The 24,797-nt window shown below is 69.0% G+C and carries 14 protein-coding genes; 9 read left to right on the top strand and 5 right to left on the bottom strand.

Annotated features, from left to right (window positions below; all coding sequences use genetic code 11):
* Positions 1-220: 220 nt before the first annotated feature.
* The 3 genes from AC5L38_RS36635 to AC5L38_RS36625 all read left to right on the top strand — a co-directional run bounded on the left by AC5L38_RS36635 (position 221) and on the right by AC5L38_RS36625 (position 2,724).
* Positions 221-1,537, top strand: coding sequence for a cytochrome P450 (locus AC5L38_RS36635; RefSeq protein ID WP_495247398.1), 1,317 nt, complete (start codon positions 221-223; stop codon positions 1,535-1,537).
* Between the two features lie 72 nt (positions 1,538-1,609).
* A complete protein-coding gene (locus tag AC5L38_RS36630) occupies positions 1,610-2,542 on the top strand; it encodes a class I SAM-dependent methyltransferase (protein WP_495247397.1) in 933 nt (310 codons plus the stop codon).
* Positions 2,539-2,724, top strand: coding sequence for a hypothetical protein (locus AC5L38_RS36625; protein WP_495247396.1), 186 nt, complete (start codon positions 2,539-2,541; stop codon positions 2,722-2,724). Before AC5L38_RS36630 ends, AC5L38_RS36625 begins: the two co-directional genes overlap by 4 nt.
* A 189-nt stretch (positions 2,725-2,913) precedes the next feature.
* On the opposite strand, the gene AC5L38_RS36620 is transcribed toward AC5L38_RS36625, so the two are convergent.
* Complete coding sequence (locus AC5L38_RS36620) at positions 2,914-3,336, bottom strand: MerR family transcriptional regulator (protein ID WP_495247395.1); 423 nt, start codon at positions 3,334-3,336, stop codon at positions 2,914-2,916.
* A gap of 137 nt (positions 3,337-3,473) precedes the next feature.
* Between AC5L38_RS36620 and AC5L38_RS36615 the strand changes: the two genes are divergently transcribed.
* The gene (locus AC5L38_RS36615; RefSeq protein ID WP_495247394.1) at positions 3,474-4,028 is read left to right on the top strand and encodes a class I SAM-dependent methyltransferase; all 555 of its coding nucleotides are present in this window, start codon (positions 3,474-3,476) and stop codon (positions 4,026-4,028) included.
* 9 nt (positions 4,029-4,037) lie between these two features.
* Here the strand turns inward: AC5L38_RS36615 and AC5L38_RS36610 are convergent, their stop codons facing one another.
* The 3 genes from AC5L38_RS36610 to AC5L38_RS36600 form a co-directional block, all read right to left on the bottom strand.
* Entirely contained in the window at positions 4,038-4,667 is a 630-nt protein-coding gene (locus AC5L38_RS36610; protein WP_495247393.1) for a hypothetical protein, read from the bottom strand.
* Positions 4,664-5,560, bottom strand: a complete 897-nt coding sequence (locus AC5L38_RS36605) for a hypothetical protein (RefSeq protein ID WP_495247392.1) — start codon at positions 5,558-5,560, stop codon at positions 4,664-4,666. The genes AC5L38_RS36610 and AC5L38_RS36605 overlap by 4 nt, the downstream gene beginning before the upstream one ends.
* Positions 5,561-5,905: 345 nt before the next feature.
* Positions 5,906-6,565: a TetR/AcrR family transcriptional regulator C-terminal domain-containing protein gene (locus tag AC5L38_RS36600; protein ID WP_495247391.1), complete on the bottom strand. Its 660-nt coding sequence runs from the start codon at positions 6,563-6,565 to the stop codon at positions 5,906-5,908.
* Between the two features lie 117 nt (positions 6,566-6,682).
* Here AC5L38_RS36600 and AC5L38_RS36595 point away from each other — a divergent pair, with 117 nt between their 5' ends.
* Complete coding sequence (locus tag AC5L38_RS36595) at positions 6,683-7,447, top strand: DUF998 domain-containing protein (RefSeq protein ID WP_495247390.1); 765 nt, start codon at positions 6,683-6,685, stop codon at positions 7,445-7,447.
* On the opposite strand, the gene AC5L38_RS36590 is transcribed toward AC5L38_RS36595, so the two are convergent.
* Positions 7,358-8,989 (bottom strand): hypothetical protein, encoded by a 1,632-nt coding sequence (locus AC5L38_RS36590; RefSeq protein WP_495247389.1) that lies wholly within the window; start codon positions 8,987-8,989, stop codon positions 7,358-7,360. The genes AC5L38_RS36595 and AC5L38_RS36590 overlap by 90 nt on opposite strands.
* Positions 8,990-9,560: 571 nt before the next feature.
* Between AC5L38_RS36590 and pglW the strand changes: the two genes are divergently transcribed.
* The 4 genes from pglW to pglZ are packed head-to-tail and all read left to right on the top strand — an operon-like array spanning position 9,561 to position 24,752.
* Complete coding sequence (gene pglW / locus AC5L38_RS36585; protein ID WP_495247388.1) at positions 9,561-14,285, top strand: BREX system serine/threonine kinase PglW; 4,725 nt, start codon at positions 9,561-9,563, stop codon at positions 14,283-14,285.
* Positions 14,282-17,890, top strand: a complete 3,609-nt coding sequence (gene pglX / locus AC5L38_RS36580) for a BREX-2 system adenine-specific DNA-methyltransferase PglX (protein WP_495247387.1) — start codon at positions 14,282-14,284, stop codon at positions 17,888-17,890. Before pglW ends, pglX begins: the two co-directional genes overlap by 4 nt.
* A gap of 56 nt (positions 17,891-17,946) precedes the next feature.
* Positions 17,947-21,855: a BREX-2 system ATPase PglY gene (gene pglY / locus AC5L38_RS36575; protein WP_495247386.1), complete on the top strand. Its 3,909-nt coding sequence runs from the start codon at positions 17,947-17,949 to the stop codon at positions 21,853-21,855.
* The gene (gene pglZ, locus AC5L38_RS36570) at positions 21,852-24,752 is read left to right on the top strand and encodes a BREX-2 system phosphatase PglZ (protein WP_495247385.1); all 2,901 of its coding nucleotides are present in this window, start codon (positions 21,852-21,854) and stop codon (positions 24,750-24,752) included. Before pglY ends, pglZ begins: the two co-directional genes overlap by 4 nt.
* Positions 24,753-24,797: the final 45 nt, after the last annotated feature.

Here is a 24,797-nt window from a genome sequence, read left to right as displayed (position 1 = left end):
TTTCTGCGTCGGCAACTGAAATGGACTCTCGCATGCCGGGCGGCGCATACCAAGACTTAATTTATTCGCCATTCATGTAAGTATTGATACCTTCTTCGACGCGGTGTTACATTGGCAGCATCCCACAGTACGGATGGAATCATCAATAATACTCAATACGTATATCCGGCACCCGTGAATACGTAATGGAGATACTTAGGCACGTTGAACGGAGGTGTCGGTGACCACTACCGGCACGCGGTTTCCCCCTGGCCCGTCCGGCTCGGTGGACATGGGAGACATGCGCAGCGATCCGCTGGGGTTCGTGACCGGCCTGGCCCGTCGCCACGGCGACGTCACCGCCCATCACGCGAACGGCGAGACCGTCTTCATGGCGCACCGTCCGGATCTCGCCCGGCACATCCTCAAGGACAACGTCGGCAACTACACGAAGGAGAACACGCCGGACGACCACATGCTGCGCCCGCTGCTCGGAAACGGCCTGCTCACCAGCACCGGCGCGGAGTGGACACGCCAGCGACGGCTGTGCGCCCCGGCCTTCCGCCGCGGCGCGGTCGCCTCCTTCGACGAGATCATCACCGACGAGACCGCCGCCCTGCTGTCACGCTGGCGCGGCCCCGCCGAGACCGGCGCCCCCCAGCCGATCGACCACCACCTCACCTCGCTCACCCTGTCGATCCTGACCCGCGCGGTGCTCGACGTGGACCTCGGCGCGGCGGGCGACGGGTTCGGCCGGGCGGTGGACGACGTCAACCGCTTCATCGGCCACTACGTACCCGACCCCGATCCCGACCCGTCCGGCACGGTCCGCAGGCGGCAGGGCTACGTACGCGCCCGCGCCCTCCTCGACATGATCACGCGTACGGTCATCGCCTCGCGCCGCGCCTCCCCGCCGACCACCGGCACCCTGCTCGACACCATGCTCGGCTCCCTCACGGACGCCGACCTCCGCGACCAGGTGCTGACCCTGATCATGGCCGGTCACGAGACCACCGCCAAGGCCCTGACCTGGACCCTCTACCTTCTGGACCGCCACCCGGAGGAGGCGGAACGGATCCGCGCCGAGGTAGACCGGGTCCTGGGCACCCGCCGTCCCGCGGCCACCGACCTGCCCGACCTGCCGCTGTGCCGCCGGGCCGTACAGGAGGCGATGCGCCTGTACCCCCCGGTCTGGCTCATCTCCCGCCGCGCGACCGGCCCCGACGAACTCGACGGCCACCCGGTGCCGCCCGGCACGCTCGTCTGCGTCAGCCAGTGGGTCCTGCACCGCGACCCCCGCTACTGGGACCGCCCCGATGCGTACGTACCCGACCGCTTCGACGGTGCCGACCTCCCGAGCCACCTGTACCTGCCGTTCGGCGGCGGCGAGCGCATCTGCATCGGCCGGCACCTGGCACTGACCGAGGCGACGCTGGTCCTGGCGATGCTCTCCCAGTCGGTACGGCTCACGCTGGAACCCGGCTTCCCGGTGGAGCCGGAGGCACTGGTGACGCTGCGGCCGAAGCACGGCATGCGCATGATCGTGAGCCCCCGATGACCACCGTTCCCGATCGTGGGTTCCCGATGACCACCGCCCGCAGCACGTCACGCACACGATCGTGAGCCCCCGATGACGACCACCCCCGCACCCCCGCACCCCACGGCGACCGTCACCGGCCACGACACCGCGCGGCCGGTCCCCACCCCGGCACCGCTGCCGCCGAACGCCGGCTCGTACGACCCCGCCGCCACCACGGCGGGCGGGATGGCGGGCGAGCTGGCCCGGCTGGAGGCCCAGGCGGCGCTCTCGTTCGACGAGGAACTGAGCCTGCTGCGCGAGCTGGGCCTGACCGCCGCGAAAGGCCCGCTGGTCGAGGTCGGCGCGGGGTCGGGCGCGATCACCAGGCGGCTGCGCGGGGCCATGCCCGACCTGTCACTCGTCGCCGTGGACATCGACCCGGACCTGCTCGCCCACGCCGAGGGCGCCGGTGCCGAGCTGATCGTCGCCGACGCCGCCGACCTGCCGCTGGAGACGGCGAGCGCGGGATACGTACTCCTGCGGTACGTCCTTCAGCATCTTCCCGATCCCGCGCCGGCCCTCGCCGAGGCCCGCAGGATCCTCCGCCCCGGTGGCCGGATCCTGGTCACCGAGGTGGACGCCTCCTGCTGGGGCCTGGCCGAGCCGGCCTATCCGGAACTGGCCGGGATCCACGCCAAGCTGGCGGCGACCCAGCAGGCCGCCGGCGGCGACCGCACGATCGGCCGCCGCCTCACCCGCCTGTTACGTGACACCGGCTTCACGGAGGTCGCCCTTCGCCCGTTCGCCACGACCAACGACACCCGACCGACGGATGACTTCGCCCCCCACCTCGGCCCGGGACGGCTGCAGCCGCTCCTCACGGCCGGCGTGCTGTCGCTCCGCGAGTTCGCCCTCGCCGCCGACCGCTGGAACCGGTTCCGCGCAGACCCCAACGCCTGGGTGATGCTCCTCGGGTTCACCGCAGCCGGTACCGCCCCCGACGCGCCGCCCGGCGGCCGTCGCACCCCCGAAGGAATCCAGTGAGCACCAACGTCAAGATCTTCATCACGATCTTCTGCTACATCAGCGGCGTGATGGGCGTCGTCACCGCCGTCTTCCAGGCCAGCAGCACCCCCGCCAACACCCCCGGAGCTATAGGCGCCGGGGTGATCGGCGGCATCTTCCTGGTGGCGGGCGTCGCCCTGAGCCGCAAACCCCGCTACTAGAGCGTGCCCCTCGACAGGCCGGTCGGCTGACCGGATGCGCCTGTCCGATTGGTGATCGCTGACGCGTTACGGGACCGGGTCGAGCCGCCGACGGCGGCCGATCCGGTCCGTGGACGGCGGCGGGTGGACGGCGGTGGCCGGACCACCGCCGGATCCCGGCAGCATCCCGCCGGTATCCCAGCAGCGAGGTCAGTGCGAATGAGCCTCCTCGAGAGAGGATCCCGCCAGGCGTGCCGTGACCATGCCGGAGAAGGTGGAGCATTCGAAGACGTCCCTCTGCGGGCAGGCGAGGCCGTGGGCGATGGCGGTGCGTGCCGCCTGGGCCTGGGCGATCCGCTGATCCAGCTCGGCGAGCTTGCGCCGGCACAGCTCCCGCCAGTCGTCGCCGGCCGGCCGAGACGCGACGAACGCCTTGACCTCCCGCAACGTGAAACCGACATCTCGCAGCAACAGCACCACACCGACCAGCTCGACCGCCGACGGCGGGTAACACCGCCGGCCCGAGACCCGGGCCGGCGCCGGGAGCAGGCCGAGCTCCTCCCAGTAGCGCAGGGCGGAGGTGGCGACACCGGTGCGGCTCGCCAGCTCGCCGATCGTCAGCTGCTCGTCCATTTGACTTCAAGCGTACTTGAAGCCGTTGACTGGCGATCATGCGAACAGCGGACACATCTCTCAGGCAACGCGCGCTCAGAAGACTGGTTCGCCAGGCGCACCACCCCCGGGGCCTCGTCGGGTGGGCGGTCGGCCGGATGTTCGCTCATCGCCCCTCCAACCGGCGGCGCAACATCTGGGTGGTGTCGTTACTGGACGTGCGGCCCACCGACCGGGGGCTCGAGATCGGTTTCGGTCCCGGAATCGCCATCGCCGAGCTCGCCGCCCGCGCCACTCAGGGCCAGGTCTTCGGCGTCGACCACTCGCAGGCCATGGTCCGCCAGGCCGCCCGTCGCAACGCCGCCGCCGTCCGCGCCCGCCGCGTGCGCCTCACGCGCGCCTCCGTGGAGCGGCTGCCGGACTTCGGCGACCCGCTCGACGCCGTCCTCGCCGTCAACTCCGTGGGGTTCTGGCCCGACCCGGTGGAGCGGCTTCGCGAGCTGCGCCGCCTGCTCCGCCCCGCGGGACGCATCGCGCTCGTCAGCCAGCCCTGCTGCCCCGGTGCCACCCGGGACACCACGGCCCGAGCCGTCCAGGAGCTCCAGGACATGCTCGTCCAGGCCGGCTTCACCCACCTCCGGGTCGAGACCCTCGAACTCGACCCGCCCGTCGCCTGCGTGCTCGCCGACCGTCCGGCCGGCACGCCGTCGTGACGCGCGTCCTCACCGGGCCCGCCGGGTGCTCCTCGAGCTCGTGGAAGCCGGGGAGCAGTCATGGGTCACGAAGTAGATCTCCATGGAGACCGACCCGTTCGGGGCCGCGAGGTCGTGGAAGTTACGGGTCACGGCCGTCCCGAAGACGCGCGGGTACGCCTCGCGGACGGCGGCGTTGACCCGCGTGGCCAGGCGGACGCCCGCCCCGGCGCCGTCGCCGGTGCCGAAGGTCAGGACCATGCCGACGCGTCGCCCGGCCAGGCGGTCCCCGTACTTACGCAACTCCTGACGCACCTGCGCGGACAGCGCGCCGTCACCGGTGCCGGGGGCGATCCGGAACGAGACCGTGGCCGGTTCCGGCCGTACGCCCCCGGCGAGATCGGCGCAGGAGGAGGGGAGCGGCCGGGAACGTGCGGGACCTTCCTCGCCCGAGGACTTCCCCCGCTCCTTCGGCTCGGGCTTTTCGGTCGGCGGCCGGACGGTGTCCGGCCGGAGCCGGGTGGTGTCCGCCACGGCCTCGGCGGGCGGGGAGGGCGGCGCCTGCGTCCCCAGCATGACGATCGTGAGCCCGAGCAGCAGGTTGGCGAGGAGCCAGCAGGCGGTCAGGGGCGAGATGAAGGTCCTTCGCCGGGCCGTCATCGCGAGGCCGGGATTCGCTCGGCCGCGTCCGAGACCCTGATCACGGTCGAGGTCTTGGCCACGGCGGCGGCGAGGTCGTCGCACGTGCTGTTGATGGCCGCCAGGTGCCCGCCCAGGAGCTCGACGGCGTCACGCACGTCGATCGCGCTCCCGGCCAGCGCGTCCGTGGTCTTCCGGGTGGCCTCCAGGGTCAGGGTGAGCGCCTCGACCAGCTCGGTGTGCACCTTGCGCGCGGTGGTCCCGACGAAGCCGATGTCGGCCGCCGTCCTGCTGAGCTCGGCCCCGAACCGCTCCGGGGAGGAGAGCCGCACCTGGCCGAGTACGAGGCTCGCCTGGGTCAGTGCCCCGCGAAGCCGGACACGAAGGGCGCGAAGCGCCCGATCCGCGGCCTCCTCCCTGCTGTTCCGCGCGACGTTCTCGTACACGGTCCAGCAGATGAGGCAGAGGACACCGGCGAGGGTGCAGAGCGCGACGCTGTCGAACTCGAACACCCAGGGCAGCCTGCCGTCGAAGCCCCGCTGCCACATCTCCAGGAAGGGCCGACGAGCCGCGTCCGCCCCACCGGCGTCGAGGAGGTCGCCGTAGGCGCCCGAGGCCATCATCACCCCGAGCCAGGCGACGAGTACCGGCACGAGGACGAGGACCGGGCCGACGGCGGCGCCGAGTCGTCGTCGCCATCGCGGTTTTCTCGACGCGGTGTCCACAGGTTCGTCGTCCACGAGGATGCTGTCGTCGGGGGCGAAGGCGGCGAACAGGTCGACCTCGCACCAGCGTCCGGCCCCTCCGGGATCGGTCATCGCGTCCGCGAGGTCGTTCAGCTGCTCCCGGCGGGCCGCCAGGTGAGGATGATCGGCGAGCTCGCGAAGCTCGCCGGCGAGCTCCGAGTCCGTCACGGACAACCGACATCCTCTCCTCGATGGTGTCCCTCGGCGATGCCGAGCACCTTTTCGGCAATCCGGATGGGCCGATACATGGCTCTGGAAGCCATGATCATTTTTGCACAGGACGCGCGCACCGGCGGACGAGATGAGGTGGCGAGCGGGCGGATTCACCGGTTCGCCGTCACTGGGATCGGCCGGCCTTGGTCGGTCTTAGGTGGTTTTGGTCAGCCTTGGTCAGCCTCGGCCGGTCTCGGCTGGTCTCGGCGGCACAGGTCAGGGCAGAGGCCCCGGCAGGTTCGGGCCGTGCGTGCCAGTGCGCCGGCGGGCAGGGCTGTGCGGGCCGGGGGGCCCGCAGGTTCAGGCCGTGCGGGCCAGGGCGGTGGCCGTGCCGTCTATCAGGGCCTGGAGGCCGTGTTCGAAGGCGTCCTCGCCGAACGAGGCGCCGCTCTCGCGGAGCGCCGCGATCAGGGTGGCCTCCGTGCCCCCGTCGAGCAGTCCGGCCAGCGCCGTGAGCCCGTCTGCGGGCGTGTCCGAAGACGCGTGGCGCTCGGTCTGCTCCTGCAGGACGCACCCGTTGACGTAGCGGGTGACGGCCGTGATCGTACGCAGCGCCAGGGCCGGGGTGAAGCCCCGGCCGACCATCGCGGTCAGCTCCTCGTCGAACATCCTGACCGTCGCCGGGCTCAGGCTCGCGGCGTTGGCGACCAGGCGGGCGCCGTCGCGGTGGGCGAGCAGGGAGTCGCGGTAGGCGCGGGCCCGGCGGGCGAGCCAGTCCTGCCAGGACTCGCCGTCGCGGGGCGGTCCCATCCCGGCGGCCAGGACGATCGCGTCGGCCATCCCGTCGAGCAACTCCTGCTTGTTGCGCAGGTGCCAGTACAGGGCGGGCGACTGGACGCCCAGCTCCGAGGCGAGCCTGCGCACTGTCAGCCCGTCCAGGCCGACCTCGTCGAGCAGGCGCAGCGCCGTGTCGATCATCATCTGCCGGGTCAGGCCGGCCCCCCGCTTGTTCTCGCCCATCGGTTGACACCTTAGCAGCGCTAAGGGAACATGACGGCGATGCGCACTTAGCGCTGCTAAGGAAAGAAAGCTCGCGTGCCGGACACCTCGGGGATGTCCGCCGCGGAGGGGAGAGCCATGTCCACCACGCGAGAACAGCGGCTGACCAGGGCGCTGCTGACCTGCGGTGCCGTCGCCGGGCCGCTGTTCGTCCTCGTGGTCGTGATCCAGGACTACACGCGCACGGACTTCGATCCCAGGCGGCAGCCGCTCAGCATGCTGAGCCTGGGCGACCTGGGGTGGATCCAGATCGCCAACTTCGTGATCACCGGGCTGCTGAACATCGCGTTCGCGGCGGGGCTGTGGCGGGCGCTGCGTCCGGCCCGTGGTGGCACCTGGGGCCCGTTACTGATCGGCGTGTACGGGACCGGCCTGGTCGGGACCGGTGTCTTCCGCTTCGAACCGGCGTGGGGCTACCCGCCCGGCGCACCACGGGGCCTTCCCGACGCCCCCGGCCTCGGCTACGTCCTGCACGGCGCCGCCTTCTTCGTGGTGTTCGTCGCGCTGGTCGCGGCGTGCCTCGTCTTCACCCGCCACTTCGCCGTACGGGGAGAGCGCGGATGGGCGCTCTACTGCGCGGCCACCGGCGTGGCGCTTCCCGCCCTCTACGTGCTGGCGGGACTGCTGTCGGACGGCGGCGAGGACTCCCGGCCGCTGAGCCTGCTCCTCCGGGCCATCGCGCTGCTGGGCTGGGGGTGGGCGGCGGTGCTCGCGGTGCGGGTGCGCGGGTCGTACTCGTCGGCTGGCCGAAGGTCATTCGAGCAGGTCCCAGAGGTCAGGGCCCAGGTCGTCGCCGACCATGCGCAGGGCGGTCTCGGCGCGGGAGGCAAGAGCGATGGGTGAGACCCCGGTGACCAAGTGGGCATGGGTGAGGCGGTCCAGAGCAGCGCCAACCAGTGGAGCGGTCACGCGAAGGGCGGCGGGGAGCGCGACACCCCCGGTGGAACCGCCGTGCAGCACGATGTTGCGGCAGCGGTACAGGCGTCTGAGCGAGACCTCCACATAGAAGCGCACCCGGTCCAGCACGCGCCTCTCGTCGGCGAACAACTCGCGCAGGCGCAGGACCGAGGCGACGTCGCTGCCGGTCCGCCAGGAGCGGACGAGGGGAAGTGAGCTTCCGCTCCTCAGCTCGGCGGCGATCACTGCTGCCCGGCCCCGGTTCGACTCACATGCTTCTAGGCGGGCGGCGAGGTCGTCGCCCTTGACCTTCCGGATTCGGTAGGAAAGCGCGGTGAGTTCGGCGCGCGGCCAGGAGGCGGTGACCAGAGCGGCGGCACGGGCCGCGGCCACAACCTTCTCCCGCTCGTCGGGGTCGCGGGCCTCGGTGAGCAGAGACTCCAGAGCCGCCCAGCCTCCGGCGATCGCAGGCGCGAGGGGGCCCTGGTTGAGCGCGGAGGCGATCTCCAGGGCGTCGTCGAGCGTGCTCCTTGCCTGCTCGCCGAAGCGCTGCGTCTCTCCGCCGACCACGTAGAGCTGACGTTCTGCGGCCAGCGACAGCACCTGGGCACCCCGAGCGGGCGGCTGCAACGGAACCGGTTTGGTCTCTCCGACGACGTACGCGTCACCGAGAGGGAGCACCGGTCCGCTCGCGGCGAATCTGGCCCTGGCCTGCATCCGCTCGACCAGATCGGAGACGATCTCCACCGCTCTTGTGGAGTCTCGCGCCTCCACGGAGAAGACCAGCGAGCCCACGATCCGCTCCGGCGGCTTGAGCCCCGCCTCCGCGATCAACATCTGCGTCTCGGCAGCTGCCCGCCAGTGCGGCAGATGACTGGCCAGTTCCTCGTGCCTGTGCAGGGCCTGGAACGGAACGACGACGCGCCAGCCGCGCGGCGGCGTGGTGATCAGGACCGACGCCTCCGAGAGCAGGTCCGTGGCCGAGAGGTTCTGACGCCCGTCGCGGAGCCAGCGCTGCAGGCCGGAGAGGCTGTGCCCGCTGTCGAGCAGGTGGGAGGCGACGGCACGGGCGACCCTCTCGGGTGCGGGCGGTGCGTCGACGGCGACACAGGTGGCCCAGCGGTCCAGATATCCGGGGCGGGCGACGTCGATGAGGTGGCGCAGCTTGCGGCGGCCGTCACTGGCGAGCGTCAGGGTGGTCTTGACGCATTCCTGCAGCTCGCGCCGGTAGGTTCCGGATCCCATCGCCGGGTCGTTGCCGAGGAGGCGCTCCATAGTGTGGCGCTGCCAGTCGACCGCGCCCTGCGACAGCACCTTGCGGTCGACCCAGATACCCGCCTCGTACAACTCCTCCAGGGCGAGGAGGGAGCTCACGTCCCACAGGCGGCGGGTCCACGGGGTGGTGACGCTGCTGAAGTCGAGCAGGCGGGTTGTGACATGCCGTGAGTAGGCGGACCGAGGGTCACGCCCGACGGGGATTGCGTTCATGGCGGCGCGGCCTCGGGTGGGGGGGCAAGGGGGAAGAAAAGAGGGCGCGGTCCGAAGACCGCGCCCTCGGGGGCATGAAGCCCCGGGTAAGCATGTGCTCGCTTTCGCGACTCCTCGAATATACCCGGCGTCGCGGCGATCGATCCCAATTTTTCGGAAACCCTCGACTGTTCTTTGAGCGCCCGGAAGCCGTGATGCGGACATTCTCTCGTGATCTTTTCCTACAAGCGCCCGGGGCGACCGCCTATCCGACCTGGGGATATGTCATCGGTATCGGGCGTCCCGCGAGGGGCGCACCTGCTGCGACGAGGACACCGGCCGACCCTATCTTCCGGTGCGCGACCTCGCTCGGCCGAGCAGGAGGTGGTTTTCCCCTTTTGTCATGTGAAATCCTGATTTCAGGGTAAATGTCCACTTAGCTGTAACTCCACTCAAACTTTGACCGCTCTTGACGCGAGGAATCAGCGACTACGTCGACCCGGTGGCCCCGCCGAAGCCATGGTCCGATACAAAGTTTGCGACGATACGCTTCGCAACGCTTTCCAGTTAAAAGTTTTCAAACGTCATTCCCATGGATACGATCTGGCCGGAGAGTTCGGCTTCGGGTCAGCGGCCGATGAGACGCAGCGGTGACAGGCGGAGTAGGTGCATGCGCGAAGGCCGGTGGGAAACAGTCACCGAGTCCGAATTCGATCACGAACGCCGCGGGTTGGAAGCCGTCCGTGAAAAACTGCCCGATGCCGAGCCCTGGCGAGCCTGGTCGAATTTCACCTTCACCGCTCACACCGGTCATGTGCGGGAGGTCGACCTGCTGGTCATCGGCCCTGGTGGCGTGCACATGGTCGAGCTCAAGGACTGGCATGGCAGCGTAGCGGCCGAGAACGGCACCTGGGTGCAGACTGCCCCGAACGGTCGTCGTATCCCGCACGGTAACCCGCTCCACCTCGTGGACAAGAAGGCGAAAGAACTGGCCGGACTGCTGAAGCAGAACGGTAAGCGCGTGTGGGTCGGCGCGGCCGTCTGCTTCACCGACTCCTCACTGCGCGTGCGCCTGCCCGCCAACGACCAGAACGGCGTCTACACGGTAGACGAGCTCGTGAACATGCTACGGCGGCCCGCGAGCGACGAGCGGCGGCGGATCACTCCTACCAATTCCCGGGAGATCAAGACCGCGCTGGAACGGATCGGTATTCGGCGCAGCGATGCCGAATTTAAGGTCGGTCCATATCTGCTGGAGCGCAAGTCCTTCGATACCGGTCCGACCTGGGCCGATTATCTCGCTCGGCACAGCGAGTTGCCCGAGCCGGCCCGCGTCCGTATTTATCTTCGAGAGCGCGGCTCGGACGTCACTGTCCGTAGATCGGTGGAGAACGCCGCTCGGCGCGAGGCGGCCGTACTGCGCCGGTTCCGCCACCCCGGGGTCGTCCATTTGAAGCAGTACGACCCTTCCGGACACTCGGCCGGTCCCGCGCTCATCTTCGACTATCACCCGCAAACCCTGCGCCTCGACGAGTATCTGGTTCAGTACGGTGACAAACTAGACATTCTCGGTCGAATGGCTATGGTGCGGCAGCTCGCCGAGACAATGCGTTCCGCGCACTCCAGTCGTATCCACCACCGTGCGCTGGCTGCCCGCTCCGTGCACGTGATCCCTCGCAATCGAGGACGCGAGGGCGCGACCGTCGGAGAGGAGGCCGCCTGGCTCACCCCGCACCTGCAGATATCGGACTGGCAGATCGCCACGCAGCGCAGCGGCGGCGCCCAGTCGCAGGGGTCGTCCCGGTTCGCTCCGACCAGCCTGTCGGCGATCCATCTGGCGGAGGGGGCGGACCCCTATCTCGCTCCCGAGTTGACGGCGCTGAACCCGGACCTGATCGCCCTCGACGTGTACGGGCTCGGTGTCCTCACCTATCTCCTGGCCACGGGAAAAGCGCCGGCCGCCAGCCAGGCCGAGTTGCTGGCTCGGTTGGAGGCCGGGGAGGGACTGCGGCCCAGTGCGATCGTGGACGGCCTGTCGGAGGACATCGACGAGCTGGTGCAGGCCGCGACCGCCTACCGGCCCGCGCAGCGGCTCGCCACGGTCGACGAGTTCCTGGAGATGCTGGAATGCGTCGAGGACTCGCTGACCTCCCCTGCCCCAGGCCCGGCCGACGTCGATGTGGCACCCGTGCCGGAGAAGGATCCCCTGGAGGCCGTCGCGGGTGACGTGCTGGCCGGTCGGTGGGAGGTACGGCGCAGGCTGGGCACCGGTTCGACGAGCCGTGCCTTCCTCGTACGGGACCTGCGGGCCGACCCTGCGGCGCGTGGTGCCCGCACTCTCGCGGTGTTGAAGGTGGCTCTCTCCGACAGCCGCGGCGAGGTCCTGGCCCGAGAGGCCGAGGTGATGGGGCAGCTGCGTGCCGACTCGCGTGTCATCCGGCTGGTCGAGCCGGAGCCGCTGGCCATCGGCGGTCGTACGGTCCTGGTCCTGGAGTACGTCGGTGACGAGCGGGATTCGGACGAGCACGCGGAGCCGAGCATCGGCACGCGTCGTCGGGCGGAGACCGTGGCGCGGCAGCTGCGTGAGAGCGGCAGGCTCCAGGTCGACCAGCTGGAGGCGTACGGCGAGTACCTGTTCGGGGCGGTCGACTTCCTGGAGGGCGAGGGGGTCTGGCACCGCGACATCAAACCGGACAACATCGCGATCCGGGTGCGCCCCAACCGCACCCGCGAGCTGGTGCTGATCGACTTCTCACTGGCCGGATACCCCGTGCAGGAGACGGACGCCGGTACGGACGGTTATCTCGACCCGTTCATCGGTACGCTGACGCGCTCGGTGTACGACGCGCACGCCGAACGGTACGCGGTCGCGGTCACCCTGCACGAGATGGCCTCGGCCGAGCTGCCCAGGTGGGGCGACGGCAGGGTGTCACCCCGCCAGACGGACGCCACGGAATGGCCGGTCCCGACCATCGCCGCCGACGCGTTCGATCCGGCCGTCCGGGACGGGCTCGTCGGCTTCTTCAAGAAGACCCTGCACCGTGACGTCGCGCAGCGCTTCGGCGAGCTCAAGCCGATGCGGGACGCCTGGAAGAGGATCTTCCTGGAGATGACGGAGACGGCGCCGTCCGGACCCCGTGCCTCCCGGCATTCGACACCGGCCGATCCCGAGCGGGCCGACTCGGCGGACGTCACCCCGGCGATCGCCGATGCCGAGCCCGAGTCCGCCGAGCAGCAGCGCGACCGGCTCGCCGCGGAGGTCACCCGTGACACCCACCTGTCGACCGCCGGTCTGACCCCGGCGGCGGAGTCGTTCCTGTACGGGCTTGGCGTGACGACGGTGGGTGGGCTGCTGGACTACAGCCAGCGCAACCTCGTCAACGCACCCGGCCTGGGCGCCAAGACCCGCAGCGAGATCCAGCGCCGCCAGCGTGAGTGGGGCGAGCGCCTTCAACAAGCTCCCGTCTCCCCGCTCACCGCCGAGGGCCGCCGCGCCGCCGAGGAGGAGTTGAAGCAGCTCGGCGCCGCGGAGTCCGCGCTGGTGAACGTCCTCGTCGCCGGTGAGGGCGCGGATAGCCTTCCACGGCGCACCCTGCGCTCCGTCAGCCTCGACACCCTCGCCACGCTGCTGGTGCCGGAGCTGAAGAAGAACGAGTCGAACCGCAACGAGGTCGAGATGGTGCGGCTGCTGCTGCGCCTGCCCGACGAACGAGGCGAGCTCCCCGACGTCGACGTCTGGCCGAAGCAGCGGAGAATCGCCACCGTGCTGGGCCTCAGCAGTGGCCGCATAACGCAGATGCTGAAGACCCAGCGGACGCGCTGGAAGAAGCTCCCGGCGGTGCGGGCACTGCGACGGGAAATCCTGGAGCTGCTGGCAGGGTTTGGCCGGGTCGCCTCCGCGGCCGAGATCGCCGACGCGTTGACGGTACGGCGTGGTACCCGGTTGCAGGGACACGAGCAACGCCGCGCGATCGCCCTGGCCGTCGTACGGGCCGTGGTAGAGGTCGAGCAGCTCGTCCCTGAGGAGAGCGAGTTCCGGCACGCCGTCGGCCGTGAGGGCAAGGACGAGGCGACGGGCGCGGGCCTGCTGGCTCTGGAGGTCGGTGAGAACGACGCCCCCGACACCCCGTCCGCGCCCGGCCTGCTGGACTACGCGCATCGGCTGGGGCGGGCCGCGGACCGTCTCGCCGAACTCGACACGCTGCCGACCGCGACGACCGTACTGACCGAGCTGGGTGCGATCACTCCGCCGCCAGGCACGATCGAGTGGGACGAGCGGCGCATGGTCGAGCTCGCCGTCGCCGCTTCCGGAAACGCCGCCGCCACACCTCGGCTGGAGATCTACTCCCGGGACCTGCCCCTCGTGCGAGCCCTGCGGCTCACCCAGGCGGGGTTGGTACGGCTGATTCCCGGCGTGCCCGAAGGACGGCAGCCGGGTCTGACCGGCGAGGACGTCCACGAGCGGCTACGAGCCCGTTTTCCCGAACTGACGGACGGCCGGGGCGGACGCGAGCTGCCCGTCGGAGGCGTGCTGACCAAGGCGCTTCGCGACGCGGGCTTCGACCTCACCCTGTCCACCCGGGACGACACCAGGACCCTGCGCTACCTGCCCACGCGCATGGACATCGCCTCCAGCTACCTGACCGTGCGCGCCTGGCGTCACACCACGCACGGCAGCGAGGTCACCAGGTACGCCGACGATCCCCAGATCGCGGGTGCGGTGCGCGCGGAGGAACGGCTCTCCGCCTCGGTGCGACGGGACGGATTCCGGGTGCTGACCGTACGGGCGGGACTGAGCCGGGAGGCGGTCGCCGAACTCGCGGGAGAGACCGGGAGGTTCGAGGCCGAGACGGTCTCGGTGACCGAACTCTTCCTCCAGGTCATGCACGAGCTCGTACCGCCGGGTACGAAACCGACCTGGGACACCATCCTGCGCGCGGACACCGCCGAACCCGGCACGAGAGCGGCGCTGAAGTTCGCAGAATACGCCCGTACGACCTGGGGACGGATCGAGCCGAAGGTGAGCGATCTGCTGGAGACGGGTGTGGGCCCGGTGCTGCTGATCGACGCCGGGGCGTTCGCCCGGTACGACGCGATGGGCGTCCTGGACCGGTTGGCGGCCGTGGCCCGGCAGGGCAGACGCGGCCTGTGGCTGCTCTGCCCGCAGGGAGACCCGGCCCGCGAGCCGAGGCTGGGCACGGTCGCCGTGCCCTACCAGGCGGGCCTGGGCGAATGGATCCAGCTTCCGGACTCGTGGGTGAGCAACACCCACCGGGCCGGCGAGAAGACTCAGAAGGCGTTGGGAGACATCAGGTGATCGACCGCAAGGCGTTGCTGAACGACCTGAAGCAGCAGGTCAAGACGGTTGAGGTCGATCTCGCCAAGCAGGTCAAGGCTGTGCCGGAGGTCGGGACACGGCTGCGCGCCGAGTACGACCAGGCGCGCAAGCTGGGGCGTACGGCGGCGACGTGGACCTCCTGGCTTGACGAGCGTGTCACGCAGGTCGCGGTGGCGTGGGTGCTGGGCACGGTCTTCGTGCGCTTCTGCGAGGACAATGAGCTGATCGCCGAGCCCTACCTGACGGCACCGGACACCGAGCGGCGGGACCTGGCCCAGGCCCGTTACGAGGCGTACGTCGAGGAGGACCCCGACCCGACGTACCGCGGCTGGTTGGAACGTGCCTTCGCGGAGCTGGGCGAGGGCCAGGCGGGCAGGCTGCTGTTCAACCCGGCGCACAACCCGCTCTTCCAGATCCCGCTCTCGCATGACGGGGCCCGCCTGCTGGTCGAGTTCTGGCGCGAGCGCGACGGGGCGGGCGTGCTCGTCCACGACTTCACCGACCGGTTGAGCGAAGACGGTACGGAAGGCTGGGACACCCGTTTCCTGGGGGATCTGTACCAGGACCTGTCCGAGGCGGCGCGCAAGACGTACGCGTTGCTTCAGACCCCGGAGTTCGTGGAGGAGTTCATCCTCGACCGGGCGATGGACCCGGCGGTGCGGGAGTTCGGCCACGAAGAGCTGAAGATGATCGACCCCACCTGCGGGTCGGGCCACTTCGTGCTGGGCGCGTTCCGGCGACTGGTGCGACTCTGGGCCGAGCGCGACCCCGGCCGCGACCGGCACGAGCGGGTGGCGGCGGCTCTGGACTCGGTGCACGGGGTGGACCTGAACCCGTTCGCGGTGGCGATCGCGCGCTTCCGCTTGCTGGTCGCCGCGATGGCCGCCTCGGGCGTGCGGACGATGACGGAGGCGGCCAAGTACGACTGGCCAATCCATCTGGCGGTGGGCGACTCGCTGATCAAGGAGCGGCAGCTCGAACTGAAGCTGGGGGATGAGGTGTCGCCCGATCCTCTGGCGGAGTTCGCATATGCCACGGAGGACGTGCACGAGCATCCGGGCATTCTGGAGCAGGGGCGCTATCACGTGGTGGTTGGCAACCCGCCGTACATCACGGTCAAGGACAAGAAGCTGAACGAGCTGTATCGGGAGCTGTATAGCGCCTGCGCGGGCAAGTACGCCTTGTCGGTTCCTTTTGCTCAGCGCTTCTTCGAGCTGGCCATACAAGGCGACGCTGACGGGCGTGGTTATGGCATAGTTGGCCAGATTACATCTAATTCGTTTATGAAGCGAGAATTCGGTGTAAGGCTGATTGAAGAGTTCTTCGCGCACCAGGTCGAGCTCACCGAGGTGGTCGACACCTCGGGAGCGTATATCCCCGGACACGGGACACCGACGGTCGTTCTCGTCGGCACAGGTCGTGCGGGAAAAGAGCGTTCGGAAACCGTTCGTGCGGTCCGGAGCGTGCAAGGCGAGCCGTCCACCCCAGAGAATAGTGAGGATGGACTGGTCTGGAACGCGATCGTTGATCAAATCGACAAGCCAGGTTCAGTCAGTCAGTGGGTTTCGGTGGACGACCTTACTCGTGAAAGGTACTTCAGTAAGCAGCCGTGGATTCTGGCCGATGGTGGACTTGAGATAGTTGAGCAAATAAATGCCGTTGCCGAGACACGCTTGTCTGCTATAACAAAGCGCCTCGGCGTATTTGGTATGACAAATGCTGACGACATTATGCTTTCAACGCGTGCGGCATGGCTTCGCCGGAATTGCGAAGAGGAGTTCGGGAAGGATCTCATACTTGGTGAGGAGCTTCGCGACTGGCGGCGCTCTGGCGATAGTTATTGTTTCTTTCCATACACCTCTGGTTTGCGCCTTCAAAAATTGCCGAAAGAGTCCAATGCTTACAAGTGGCTTTGGCTCGGACGTACAATAATGGGAAACCGTGCTACATTCTCTAAGGGAACATATTTCTCAGATGGGCGCACATGGTATGAATGGCATCAAATTACGCCAAGCCCCGGAGCGCATGACTGGACGATCACGTATGCAGAAGTGACAACCCATAATCATTTCATTCTAGATCGAGGAGGAAAGGCTTTCAACCGCACCGCGCCAGTGATTAAATTAAGAAAGGGGGCGAGCGAGGAAGAGCATCTCCGACTGGTTGGCCTGTTTAACAGCTCCACTGCCGCTTTCTGGCTTAAAATGAACTGTCACAACAAGGGTAGTACGGTTGATGCCCGTGGAGCTCGTCAGACAACAATTCCGTTCGAAGATTTTTACCAGTTCAATGGGACCAACGTTGCCCAATTTCCGCTCCCCGCTGGATACCACACCGCTCTGTGTGCGCCCCTGGATGTTCTTGCCCAGAGGCTTGTTGTCGCGAGTCCTTCTCATATTCCCATAGCTGGGGTATCTACCGCAGCCACTCTCCGGGATGCTAGGTCCTCTTGGGAATCTACCCGTGCAAAGATGATCGCTCTTCAGGATGAGCTGGATTGGCAGGTCTATTCGCTCTATGGCCTGCATGCCGAGAATCTGAGAACCCATAGCGAGGCTGACGTTCCTGAACTCGCTCTCGGAGAGAGAGCTTTTGAGATTGTGCTCGCTCGGCTTATGGTCAAGGGCGAGGCATCCGGCGAATGGTTCAGGCGACATGGGTCCACGCCGATTGTGGAGATACCAGCGCACTGGCCCGAGCCGTACCGACATATCGTTCAGAAGCGCATCGACGCCATCGAGTCGAACCGCGCCATCGGAATGATCGAGCGCCCCGAATACAAGCGCCGCTGGGCCACCGAAGGCTGGGATGCACTCCAGGAGAAGGCTCTCCGGTCCTGGCTGCTGGACCGGATCGAGACCCGTGAGCACTGGTACGACGAGAACGGGCAGCCAATCCTCGTCACGCTCGCCCGGCTGGCCGACGAACTCTCCCGCGACGAGCACTTCGTCTCCGTCGCGGCCCTCTACGCCCCCCGCAGGGAACTGGCGGCCGTGGTCGCCGACCTGCTCGCCGAGGAGCATGTCCCGTTCCTCGCCGCCTTGCGCTACAAGCCTTCCGGTCTGAAGAAGCGTGCCGATTGGGAGCACGTCTGGGATCTCCAGCGCCAGGAGGACGCCGCCCCGGACGAGCCGGCCAAGCGGAAGATCCGGGACTCGATCCCCGTGCCGCCGAAGTACGCCTCGGCCGACTTCGTCAAGGCTTCCTACTGGCGGGCGCGCGGCAAGCTCGACGTGCCCAAGGAGCGGTTCATCTCCTACTCGGCGACCGTCTCCGGCGCCCCCGACCTGTACGGCTGGGCGGGCTGGGACCACCGGGAGCAGGCGCAGGCGCTCGCCACGTACTTCACTAACCAGCCCCTCTCCAGCGAGGAGATCACCCCGTTCCTCGCCGGCCTGCTGGAGCTGCAGCCGTGGCTGCAGCAGTGGCACCACGAGTTCGACGTGATGTACAGCGGCTCTCCCGCGGCCTTCTTCGCGGGCTACCGGCAGCAGATCCAGGGTGAGCACGGCCTGACCGACGAGGCCCTGCGGGGCTGGAAGCCGGTCGCGGCCACTCGCGGACGCCGTACCGCCAAGAAGTAACCGAAGCGAACGAGACGACGTAGACGCAGGGGAAGCGAAGGAGAGCGAGAGACCTCATGGCACAGCAGCCCCTCCTCCGGGATGTCATCGACATCAAGGAGTCCATCTCCACCTCGGACTTCGTGCTGAGTCTCGCCGAGGCGGTGACGCCCGAGGGGACCGAGCACGCGCTCAGGGACTACGTCGTCACGGACCGGTTGCGGAAGAACTTCGACGAGGCGCTCGACCTGATCAAGGCCGCTCTCGACGGGCGCACGTCGAAGGCCGCCTACCTGCACGGCTCGTTCGGTTCCGGTAAGTCGCACTTCATGGCGGTGCTGTACGCACTGCTCAGCGGAGACCCGGCGGCTCGCGCGCGTCACGAGTTCGATCCCGTCTTCACCAAGCACGAGTGGCTGGACACCGAGGGCAAGCGGTTCCTCCTCGTGCCGTACCACATGCTCGGCGCGAAAGCCCTGGAGCAGCGGGTGCTGGGGGGCTACGTCAGCCACGTCAAGAAGCTTTATCCGCAGGCGCCGATACCGCAGGTGTACCGGACGGACGCCCTGTTCACCGACATCAGGACCATGCGTGCGCGGATGGGGGACGAGGCGGTCATCAACGGCCTCGGCTCCGAGGGGGGCGACGACGGTGGCGGTGGTGGCGACGAGGACGACGAGTGGGGCGACTCGTTCGCCTGGACACCCGAGCTGCTCGACAAGGCACTCGGGGCCGAGGAGGCGCACGACACCGGCGACCCGCTGAACCTGGTGCACCCGACCACCCCGACCGAGCTGCGAGCCAAGCTCGTGCAGGACGCGAGCACCAACCTGCTGCCGGGGTTCGCGAAGAACGCGGCCGAGGACGAGCACGGGTTCGTCTCCCTCGACGCCGGACTGTCCGTGATCGCCGAGCACGCCAAGTCGCTGGGTTACGACGGCCTGATTCTCTTCATGGACGAGCTGATCCTGTGGCTCGCCACGCTCATCCATGACCAGAGGTTCGTGGCCCGCGAGGCCAGCAAGATCACGAACTTCGTGGAGGGCGGGGACGCCCGGCGGGCCATCCCCATCGTGTCGTTTATCGCACGCCAGCGCGACCTGCGCGAACTGGTCGGCGAGGAGGTGTCGGGAGCGGCGGAGGCGTCGATCCAGGACACGCTGAACCTCGCCTCGGGACGGTTCGACAAGATCACTCTTGAGGACCGCAACCTTCCGCAGATCGCGTACGCCCGCCTCCTGAAGCCGAAGGAGGGCAAGGAGTCACTGATCGACGCGGCGTTCGCGCAGACCAAGAGGGTCGGCGTGCACGTGTGGGACACGCTGCTCGGGTCGGACAAGGGGATGACCGGGACGGACGAGGAGTCGTTCCGGCTGACCTATCCCTTCTCCCCGGCCTTCATGGACACCCTGGTCCACATCTCCTCCGCCCTGCAGCGCTCCCGTACGGGCCTGAAACTGATGGGGCAGCTGCTCGCCGACCACAGGAACGACCTTCGGCTCGGAGATCTGGTCCCGGTGGGCGACCTGTACCCGGTGATCGCCGACGGCGGCGACAAGCCCTTCGTGGACAGCCTGAAGGTGGTCTTCGAGGCCGCCGATCGGCTCTACAGGACCAAGCTCCGGCCCTACCTGCTCAGCTCCTACGACGTCACCGAGGACGACGTCGAGCGGTACACGCACCGGCCCGAGACCGTCACCGACCCGAAGCTGGCCCAGCAGTGCAAGTCGTTCGTCGGTGACAACCGTCTCGTGTGCACGCTGCTGCTGTCGGCGCTCGCGCCGAGCGTGCCTGCCCTCAGCGACCTGACGATCCGCCGGCTCGGCGCGCTCAACCACGGCTCGGTGACGGCACCGATCCCCGGCAGCGAGGTCGGCATCATCACGAGCAAGGTGGCCGAGTGGGCCGCCCGCTTCCCCGAGATCAAGGAGACCGGGACCGGCGCCACCGCAGGCGTGCGGCTGGAGCTCTCCGGCGTCGACGTCGACTCGGTCATCGCCAACGCGGCCGTCAACGACAACCCCGGCAACCGGATGGCGCTCGCCAAGCGGTTGCTCGCCGACGAACTGGGCGTGGACCGGACCGAGGGAAGGCTCGGTGCCGACGACCTGAACTTCGTGTGGAGAGGTTCCGGCCGATCGGTGGAGGTGGTCTTCGGCAACATCGCCGACGAGGACGATCTCCCCGACCACGAGCTCCAGCCGCAGATCGAGGGCAAATGGCGGCTCGTCGTCGACCTGCCCTTCGACGAGGGGGCGTACGGTCCCGTCGACGACGTCAACCGCATCCGCGCCATACGCGAGCGGCAGCGCGAGCGCTCCCTCACGGTCGCGTGGGTGCCCACGCACCTGTCCGCCCAGCGGTTCGCGGAATTCCGCAGACTCCTTGTCATCGACAGGGCACTCGCCGACGACAACCGGTTCGCCACGCAGTACGCGGTCCACCTCAACGCCGACAACCGTGCGCGCGCCAAAGGGCTGCTGGAGACCCAGCGCGCCGCTCTGCTCAAGCAGGTGAGGACCGCCTTCAAGCAGGCGTACGGGCTGGCGGACAAGAAGGCACCTGACGTCGAGCTGGGTTTCGACGATCACCTCGTGGCGCTGCCCGACGTCAGCGGCCTGAACGTCTCGTTCGCGAAGCCGATGCGCGACGCCGTCAGGGACATCGCGGGCAAGCTGCTCGCCCACCAGTTCCCCGCGCATCCCGACCTCGACCCGAAGGGCACCGGCGTCGCGGTTAAACCGGCTGACGCCAGGACCGTCTTCGGCCACGTGCGGGCGGCGGCCGAGGCACGCGACAGGCGGGTCGAGGTCCCCGAGAAGGACCGCAAGCTGATGGAACGGGTGGCCGGGCCCCTCGGGCTCGGGCAGCAGAAGGAGGCGTACTTCGAACTGTTCACCCGCTGGGCGGACCACTTCAGGCGGATGGCGCAGACCGAGGGCGTCACCGGGGACCTGAGCCTGGTCACCCTCGTCGGCTGGATGGACAGGCCGGACAGGCGTGGCCTGGACTCGTTCCTCGCCAACCTGGTCGTCGCCGCGTTCGCGGAGATGGACGACCGGGTGTGGGTGCGCGCCGGGAGCCCGCTCGATCCGGCACCCGAGCTGTCCCAGATCAAGTCGGGTGACGCGCTGCGCAGCCAGCCGCTGCCCGACGAGGGCGACTGGAACGAGGCCCGGCAACGGTACGAGACCGTCTTCGGGGCTAAGCCGCCGGCGCTGCGGCGCGGGCGGATGGTGAACCAGTTCGCCAGGCAGATCGTCGAGTCCGCTCGCACCTACCAGGAGCAGGCGGCGGAACTGGTCCGCCAGTTGGAGGCGCACGCCGTGTTCCTCCGCCTGGACGAGACCGACGAGGCGGGGCGTCTCGCACTCGCGCGACGTTCGTGTGACCTGCTGAAGGAATTGGTGACCGCCGGGCAGGGCACGGCCGGGGCGAGCGGGGCGAAGAGGACCGTCGAGGCCCTGGCCCGCTTCGACCTTGGATCGGTGAGCGCGGACCGGTACGGGACCTCCATCAAACGGGCACACGACGTCGCGCAGGCCCTGGTCGGGGCGGCCTGGGACACGCTGGAACTGGCCGAGGGGCAGGGGTTCGAAGGTGGGGCGCTGCTGGAATCCCTGCGTAGGATGGCTCAGGCCGACCAGCGGACAGCCGATCTCATCGAGGCGCTGAGCCGGACCCGACGCGAGGTCACCGCGCTGGTCAAACGCAACCAGCCCAAGCCTCCGCGCGACCCCGGCACGGGAGAGGGGAACCGCGGCGGGTCGGGCGGTGGCTCAGGCGTGATCGAGAGCGAGAAGGGCGAGCAGGACCCCGGCAACGATTCCGGTTCTGGAACCGTTTCCGGCGGACTGCGCCGTTCGGGCAACAAACGCACGACGGCGGCGAAGGCGGTCGACGATCTGCGGGCGGAACTGGTCGATCTGGTGAAAAAGGAACCGGACGTCACCATCGAGATCACCTGGCGGATTGCGGACCGATGAGCACAGCAGTCACCACCGGCGGTACGGGCGCGATGCGGCTGACCACCGCGACCGTCACCCAGTTCCTGTCGTCCCAGTCGCCACTGGCGGAATCCCTTACGGGCGCCGGGCGACGCCGAGTTGTACTGCTGCGATCCGCGCCCCAGTGGGACGGGCCCGAGGAACTGGCCTGGGGCGAGGGGCGGCGAGCCCGGGTCGCGGCGGCCCCGTCGCCGCTGGCCGTGCACGAGCTGGTGCTCGACCACCTGCCCGCGAAGGTCGGCAGGGCCGCAGGGCCCGACGTGCTGGTGGTGCTGACCGACCGGGAGCAGACCGAACTCGACCCGTCGATCCTCGCCCGCGTGCACAGGAAGCGCATCGAGACCGTCGACGGCTGGAACGTCGTACGGGACGCGTTCGGCGCCGAGCAGGTCGACCCGCGCCTGAGAGCCGCGGGCTGGGCCGCCGAAGCGCTTCTCGACGCCACCCCACCGGGCGGCTGGCCGCAGCTCGCCGGTGGGGTGCTGTCCCGTCGTGCCGCGCTGTCGGCGCTCGCGCTGCGCCGCATGCGCCTCGGCCGCTACGACGCCGATGTGGAGCAGGGAATCGACCGGGCACGGGACGCCGACGCTCTCGACACGCACACCCTGCTGCGATGGTCGCTCACCCCCGGCGGACCCGAGCGGCTACTCGCCCTGCGCGGGCCGGAACGTGCCGGGCTCTCGGCGTTCCTCGGTGAGGAGGACCAGGCCGGGCTCACCGGGCGGGCCCTGCTCGCGCTGGTGGCGGCCGAACACGGAGCGGACGCGGTGCCGTTCGGGCTGGTGTGCGCGGCCCTGTGGCTGCACGCCGAGGACGACACCCAGACGTACCGGGTGCGAGGACGGGCCGAGCGGTGGTTCGGGGAGGAGCCTCCCGTGGTCGGCGACGCCCTGGACGTGCTGGTGGCTACCTTCGGCCGGTCCTGCGAGGAGTTCGTCACCGCGCTGCTCGAGGCGAGCCGCGTCGACGGGGGCGGGGAAGCGGCGCGCGAGGCGTGGCGGATCGCCAGCACGGTGCTGGATCGCGCGGGGGCACTGGCGCGGCAGTTCGGCGCCGAGGTGGCGGTCGAGGCCAGTCCGGTGCTCGCGGCCGGTCTGGAGGCACGGTTCGCGGAGGCCGGGCGGGTTCTGGCCGGGGAGGACCCGCACGCGATCGCGAAGGCCGTACGAACTCTGGGCGCGCATCACATGGCCGTCGATCCGGACGTGCGGGTGCGGATCGAGCGCGCCCGGATGGGGCAGCGGCTCGCCCAGTGGCTCGCGACCGATCCGAAGACAGAGGCCGAGACGGTGGCCGCGGCGATAGAACGCCACAGCGCCGAGACCGGCTGGGTGGATCAGGCGCTGGAGCACATCGAGGCGGGCGGCGACCCGAATGCTGTGCTGAAGGCCGCGTACGACACCCTGGGCGGGCGGGTGCGCAGGCGGCGGCGAGAGATCGACCGGTCCTTCGCCAGGGTGCTCGCCGTGTGGACGGCGGCCGGCACGGATCCCGGTTCGATGCTGACCGTGGAGTCCTTCCTCTCGCGGGTCGTGAAACCGGTCGTGGCCTCCAAGACGGAGCGGCGGGTGCTGCTGTTGCTCCTGGACGGGATGAGCGCGGCGATCGCCGCCGAACTGGGCGAGGAACTTCGCCGTTACTGGGCCGAATACGATCCGGTGCCGGACCTGGCGAACCGGCCACCTCGGCGGCGCGCCATGGCGGCGGCCCTCCCGACGCTGACCGCGGTCTCCCGGACCTCGCTGTTCGCCGGGAAGCTGATGAAGGGAACGCAGGCCGACGAGAAGCGGCTTTTCCCCGCGCACCGGTTCTGGGGCGGGGTCGGAGCCGCCGTCTTCCACAAGGACGATCTCCGAGGAGAGAGTGCCGGTGATCCGTTCGGACCGGCGCTGACCGATGCCCTCGCCGACGGTCGCACGCATGTCGCGGTGGTGCTGAACACCATCGACGACCGGCTCGCCAAGGAACAGAAGCTCGGTGACGGCGCGTGGCGGCTCGACGATGTCGGCAAGCTGCGGGAACTGCTGCGCGTGGCCGCGACCGAGGGGATGACGGTGATCCTCACCAGTGACCACGGTCACGTCGTGGACCGCCGCGGGGTGAAGGTCGACGGCGACGGCGTCGCCTCCGCCCGGCACCGGGCGCCCGGCGGGCCGCTGGGTGAGACGGAGATCGCCCTGTCCGGTCCGAGGGTGGTGGGGGCGGAGGCGGGCAACGGGATCGTGGCCCTCTGGGACGCCGACTCCCGCTACACGTCGCAGAAGGCCGGCTACCACGGTGGTGTGTCGCTCGCCGAGTTCACCATCCCCGTTCTGGCATTCCTGCCCTTCGGCGCCGAGCCTCCCAGGGGATGGCGTGAACTCGGTGACCAGCGTCCGGCATGGTGGTCTCTGGAAGTGGAGGCTGTCCGCCCGCTCCCACTTCCCCCCCCGCCGCCGCCCGAGCCGAAGCGGCGCGTCAAAGTGTCGAAGGCGGCGAAAGCCCACGCCGAGACGCACGACGCGCTCTTCGACGTGGTACTGGACATCGGAGGAGACGACGCGCTTCTCGCCCCTCGGCTGGTCTCCCCGGACGACGCCCTGGTCAGCGGTCTTCTGGAGTCGGAGATCTTCCAGGCTCAGGTGGGTCTGCTGGCCCGTAAGCCCCCCATGGACAAGATCGAGAAGGCGGTGGGGGCCCTGCTCGACACCGGTGCTCTCCCCGCCACCGCCCTGGCCCAGCGCGTCGGCTACCCGGCACCACGTGCCGACGGTTTCGCCGCCGTCCTGCGCCAGCTTCTCAACTACGACGGGGTGCAGGTCCTGGAGACCCTTCCGGACGGGCGTACGTTACGGCTGAACACCGGGTTGCTTCGAGACCAGTTCGAACTGCGATAGCCGCCACGATGGAAAACTGGTGGGTGTGAGTACCGCTCGATCGTC

The sequence above is a fragment of the Streptosporangium nanhuense genome (assembly GCF_059358815.1).
This window is presented reverse-complemented; position numbering and strand designations above follow the sequence as displayed.

What these genes read in the sequence shown, in the direction of transcription:
- AC5L38_RS36615 (WP_495247394.1), top strand. Translation starts at nt 3,474, where the DNA reads ATGTTCGCTCATCGCCCCTCCAACCGGCGGCGCAACATCTGGGTGGTG.
- AC5L38_RS36600 (WP_495247391.1), bottom strand. Translation starts at nt 6,565, where the DNA reads ATGGGCGAGAACAAGCGGGGGGCCGGCCTGACCCGGCAGATGATGATC.
- AC5L38_RS36595 (WP_495247390.1), top strand. Translation starts at nt 6,683, where the DNA reads ATGTCCACCACGCGAGAACAGCGGCTGACCAGGGCGCTGCTGACCTGC.
- AC5L38_RS36630 (WP_495247397.1), top strand. Translation starts at nt 1,610, where the DNA reads ATGACGACCACCCCCGCACCCCCGCACCCCACGGCGACCGTCACCGGC.
- AC5L38_RS36620 (WP_495247395.1), bottom strand. Translation starts at nt 3,336, where the DNA reads ATGGACGAGCAGCTGACGATCGGCGAGCTGGCGAGCCGCACCGGTGTC.
- AC5L38_RS36590 (WP_495247389.1), bottom strand. Translation starts at nt 8,989, where the DNA reads ATGAACGCAATCCCCGTCGGGCGTGACCCTCGGTCCGCCTACTCACGG.
- pglY (WP_495247386.1), top strand. Translation starts at nt 17,947, where the DNA reads ATGGCACAGCAGCCCCTCCTCCGGGATGTCATCGACATCAAGGAGTCC.
- AC5L38_RS36610 (WP_495247393.1), bottom strand. Translation starts at nt 4,667, where the DNA reads ATGACGGCCCGGCGAAGGACCTTCATCTCGCCCCTGACCGCCTGCTGG.
- pglZ (WP_495247385.1), top strand. Translation starts at nt 21,852, where the DNA reads ATGAGCACAGCAGTCACCACCGGCGGTACGGGCGCGATGCGGCTGACC.
- pglW (WP_495247388.1), top strand. Translation starts at nt 9,561, where the DNA reads ATGGATACGATCTGGCCGGAGAGTTCGGCTTCGGGTCAGCGGCCGATG.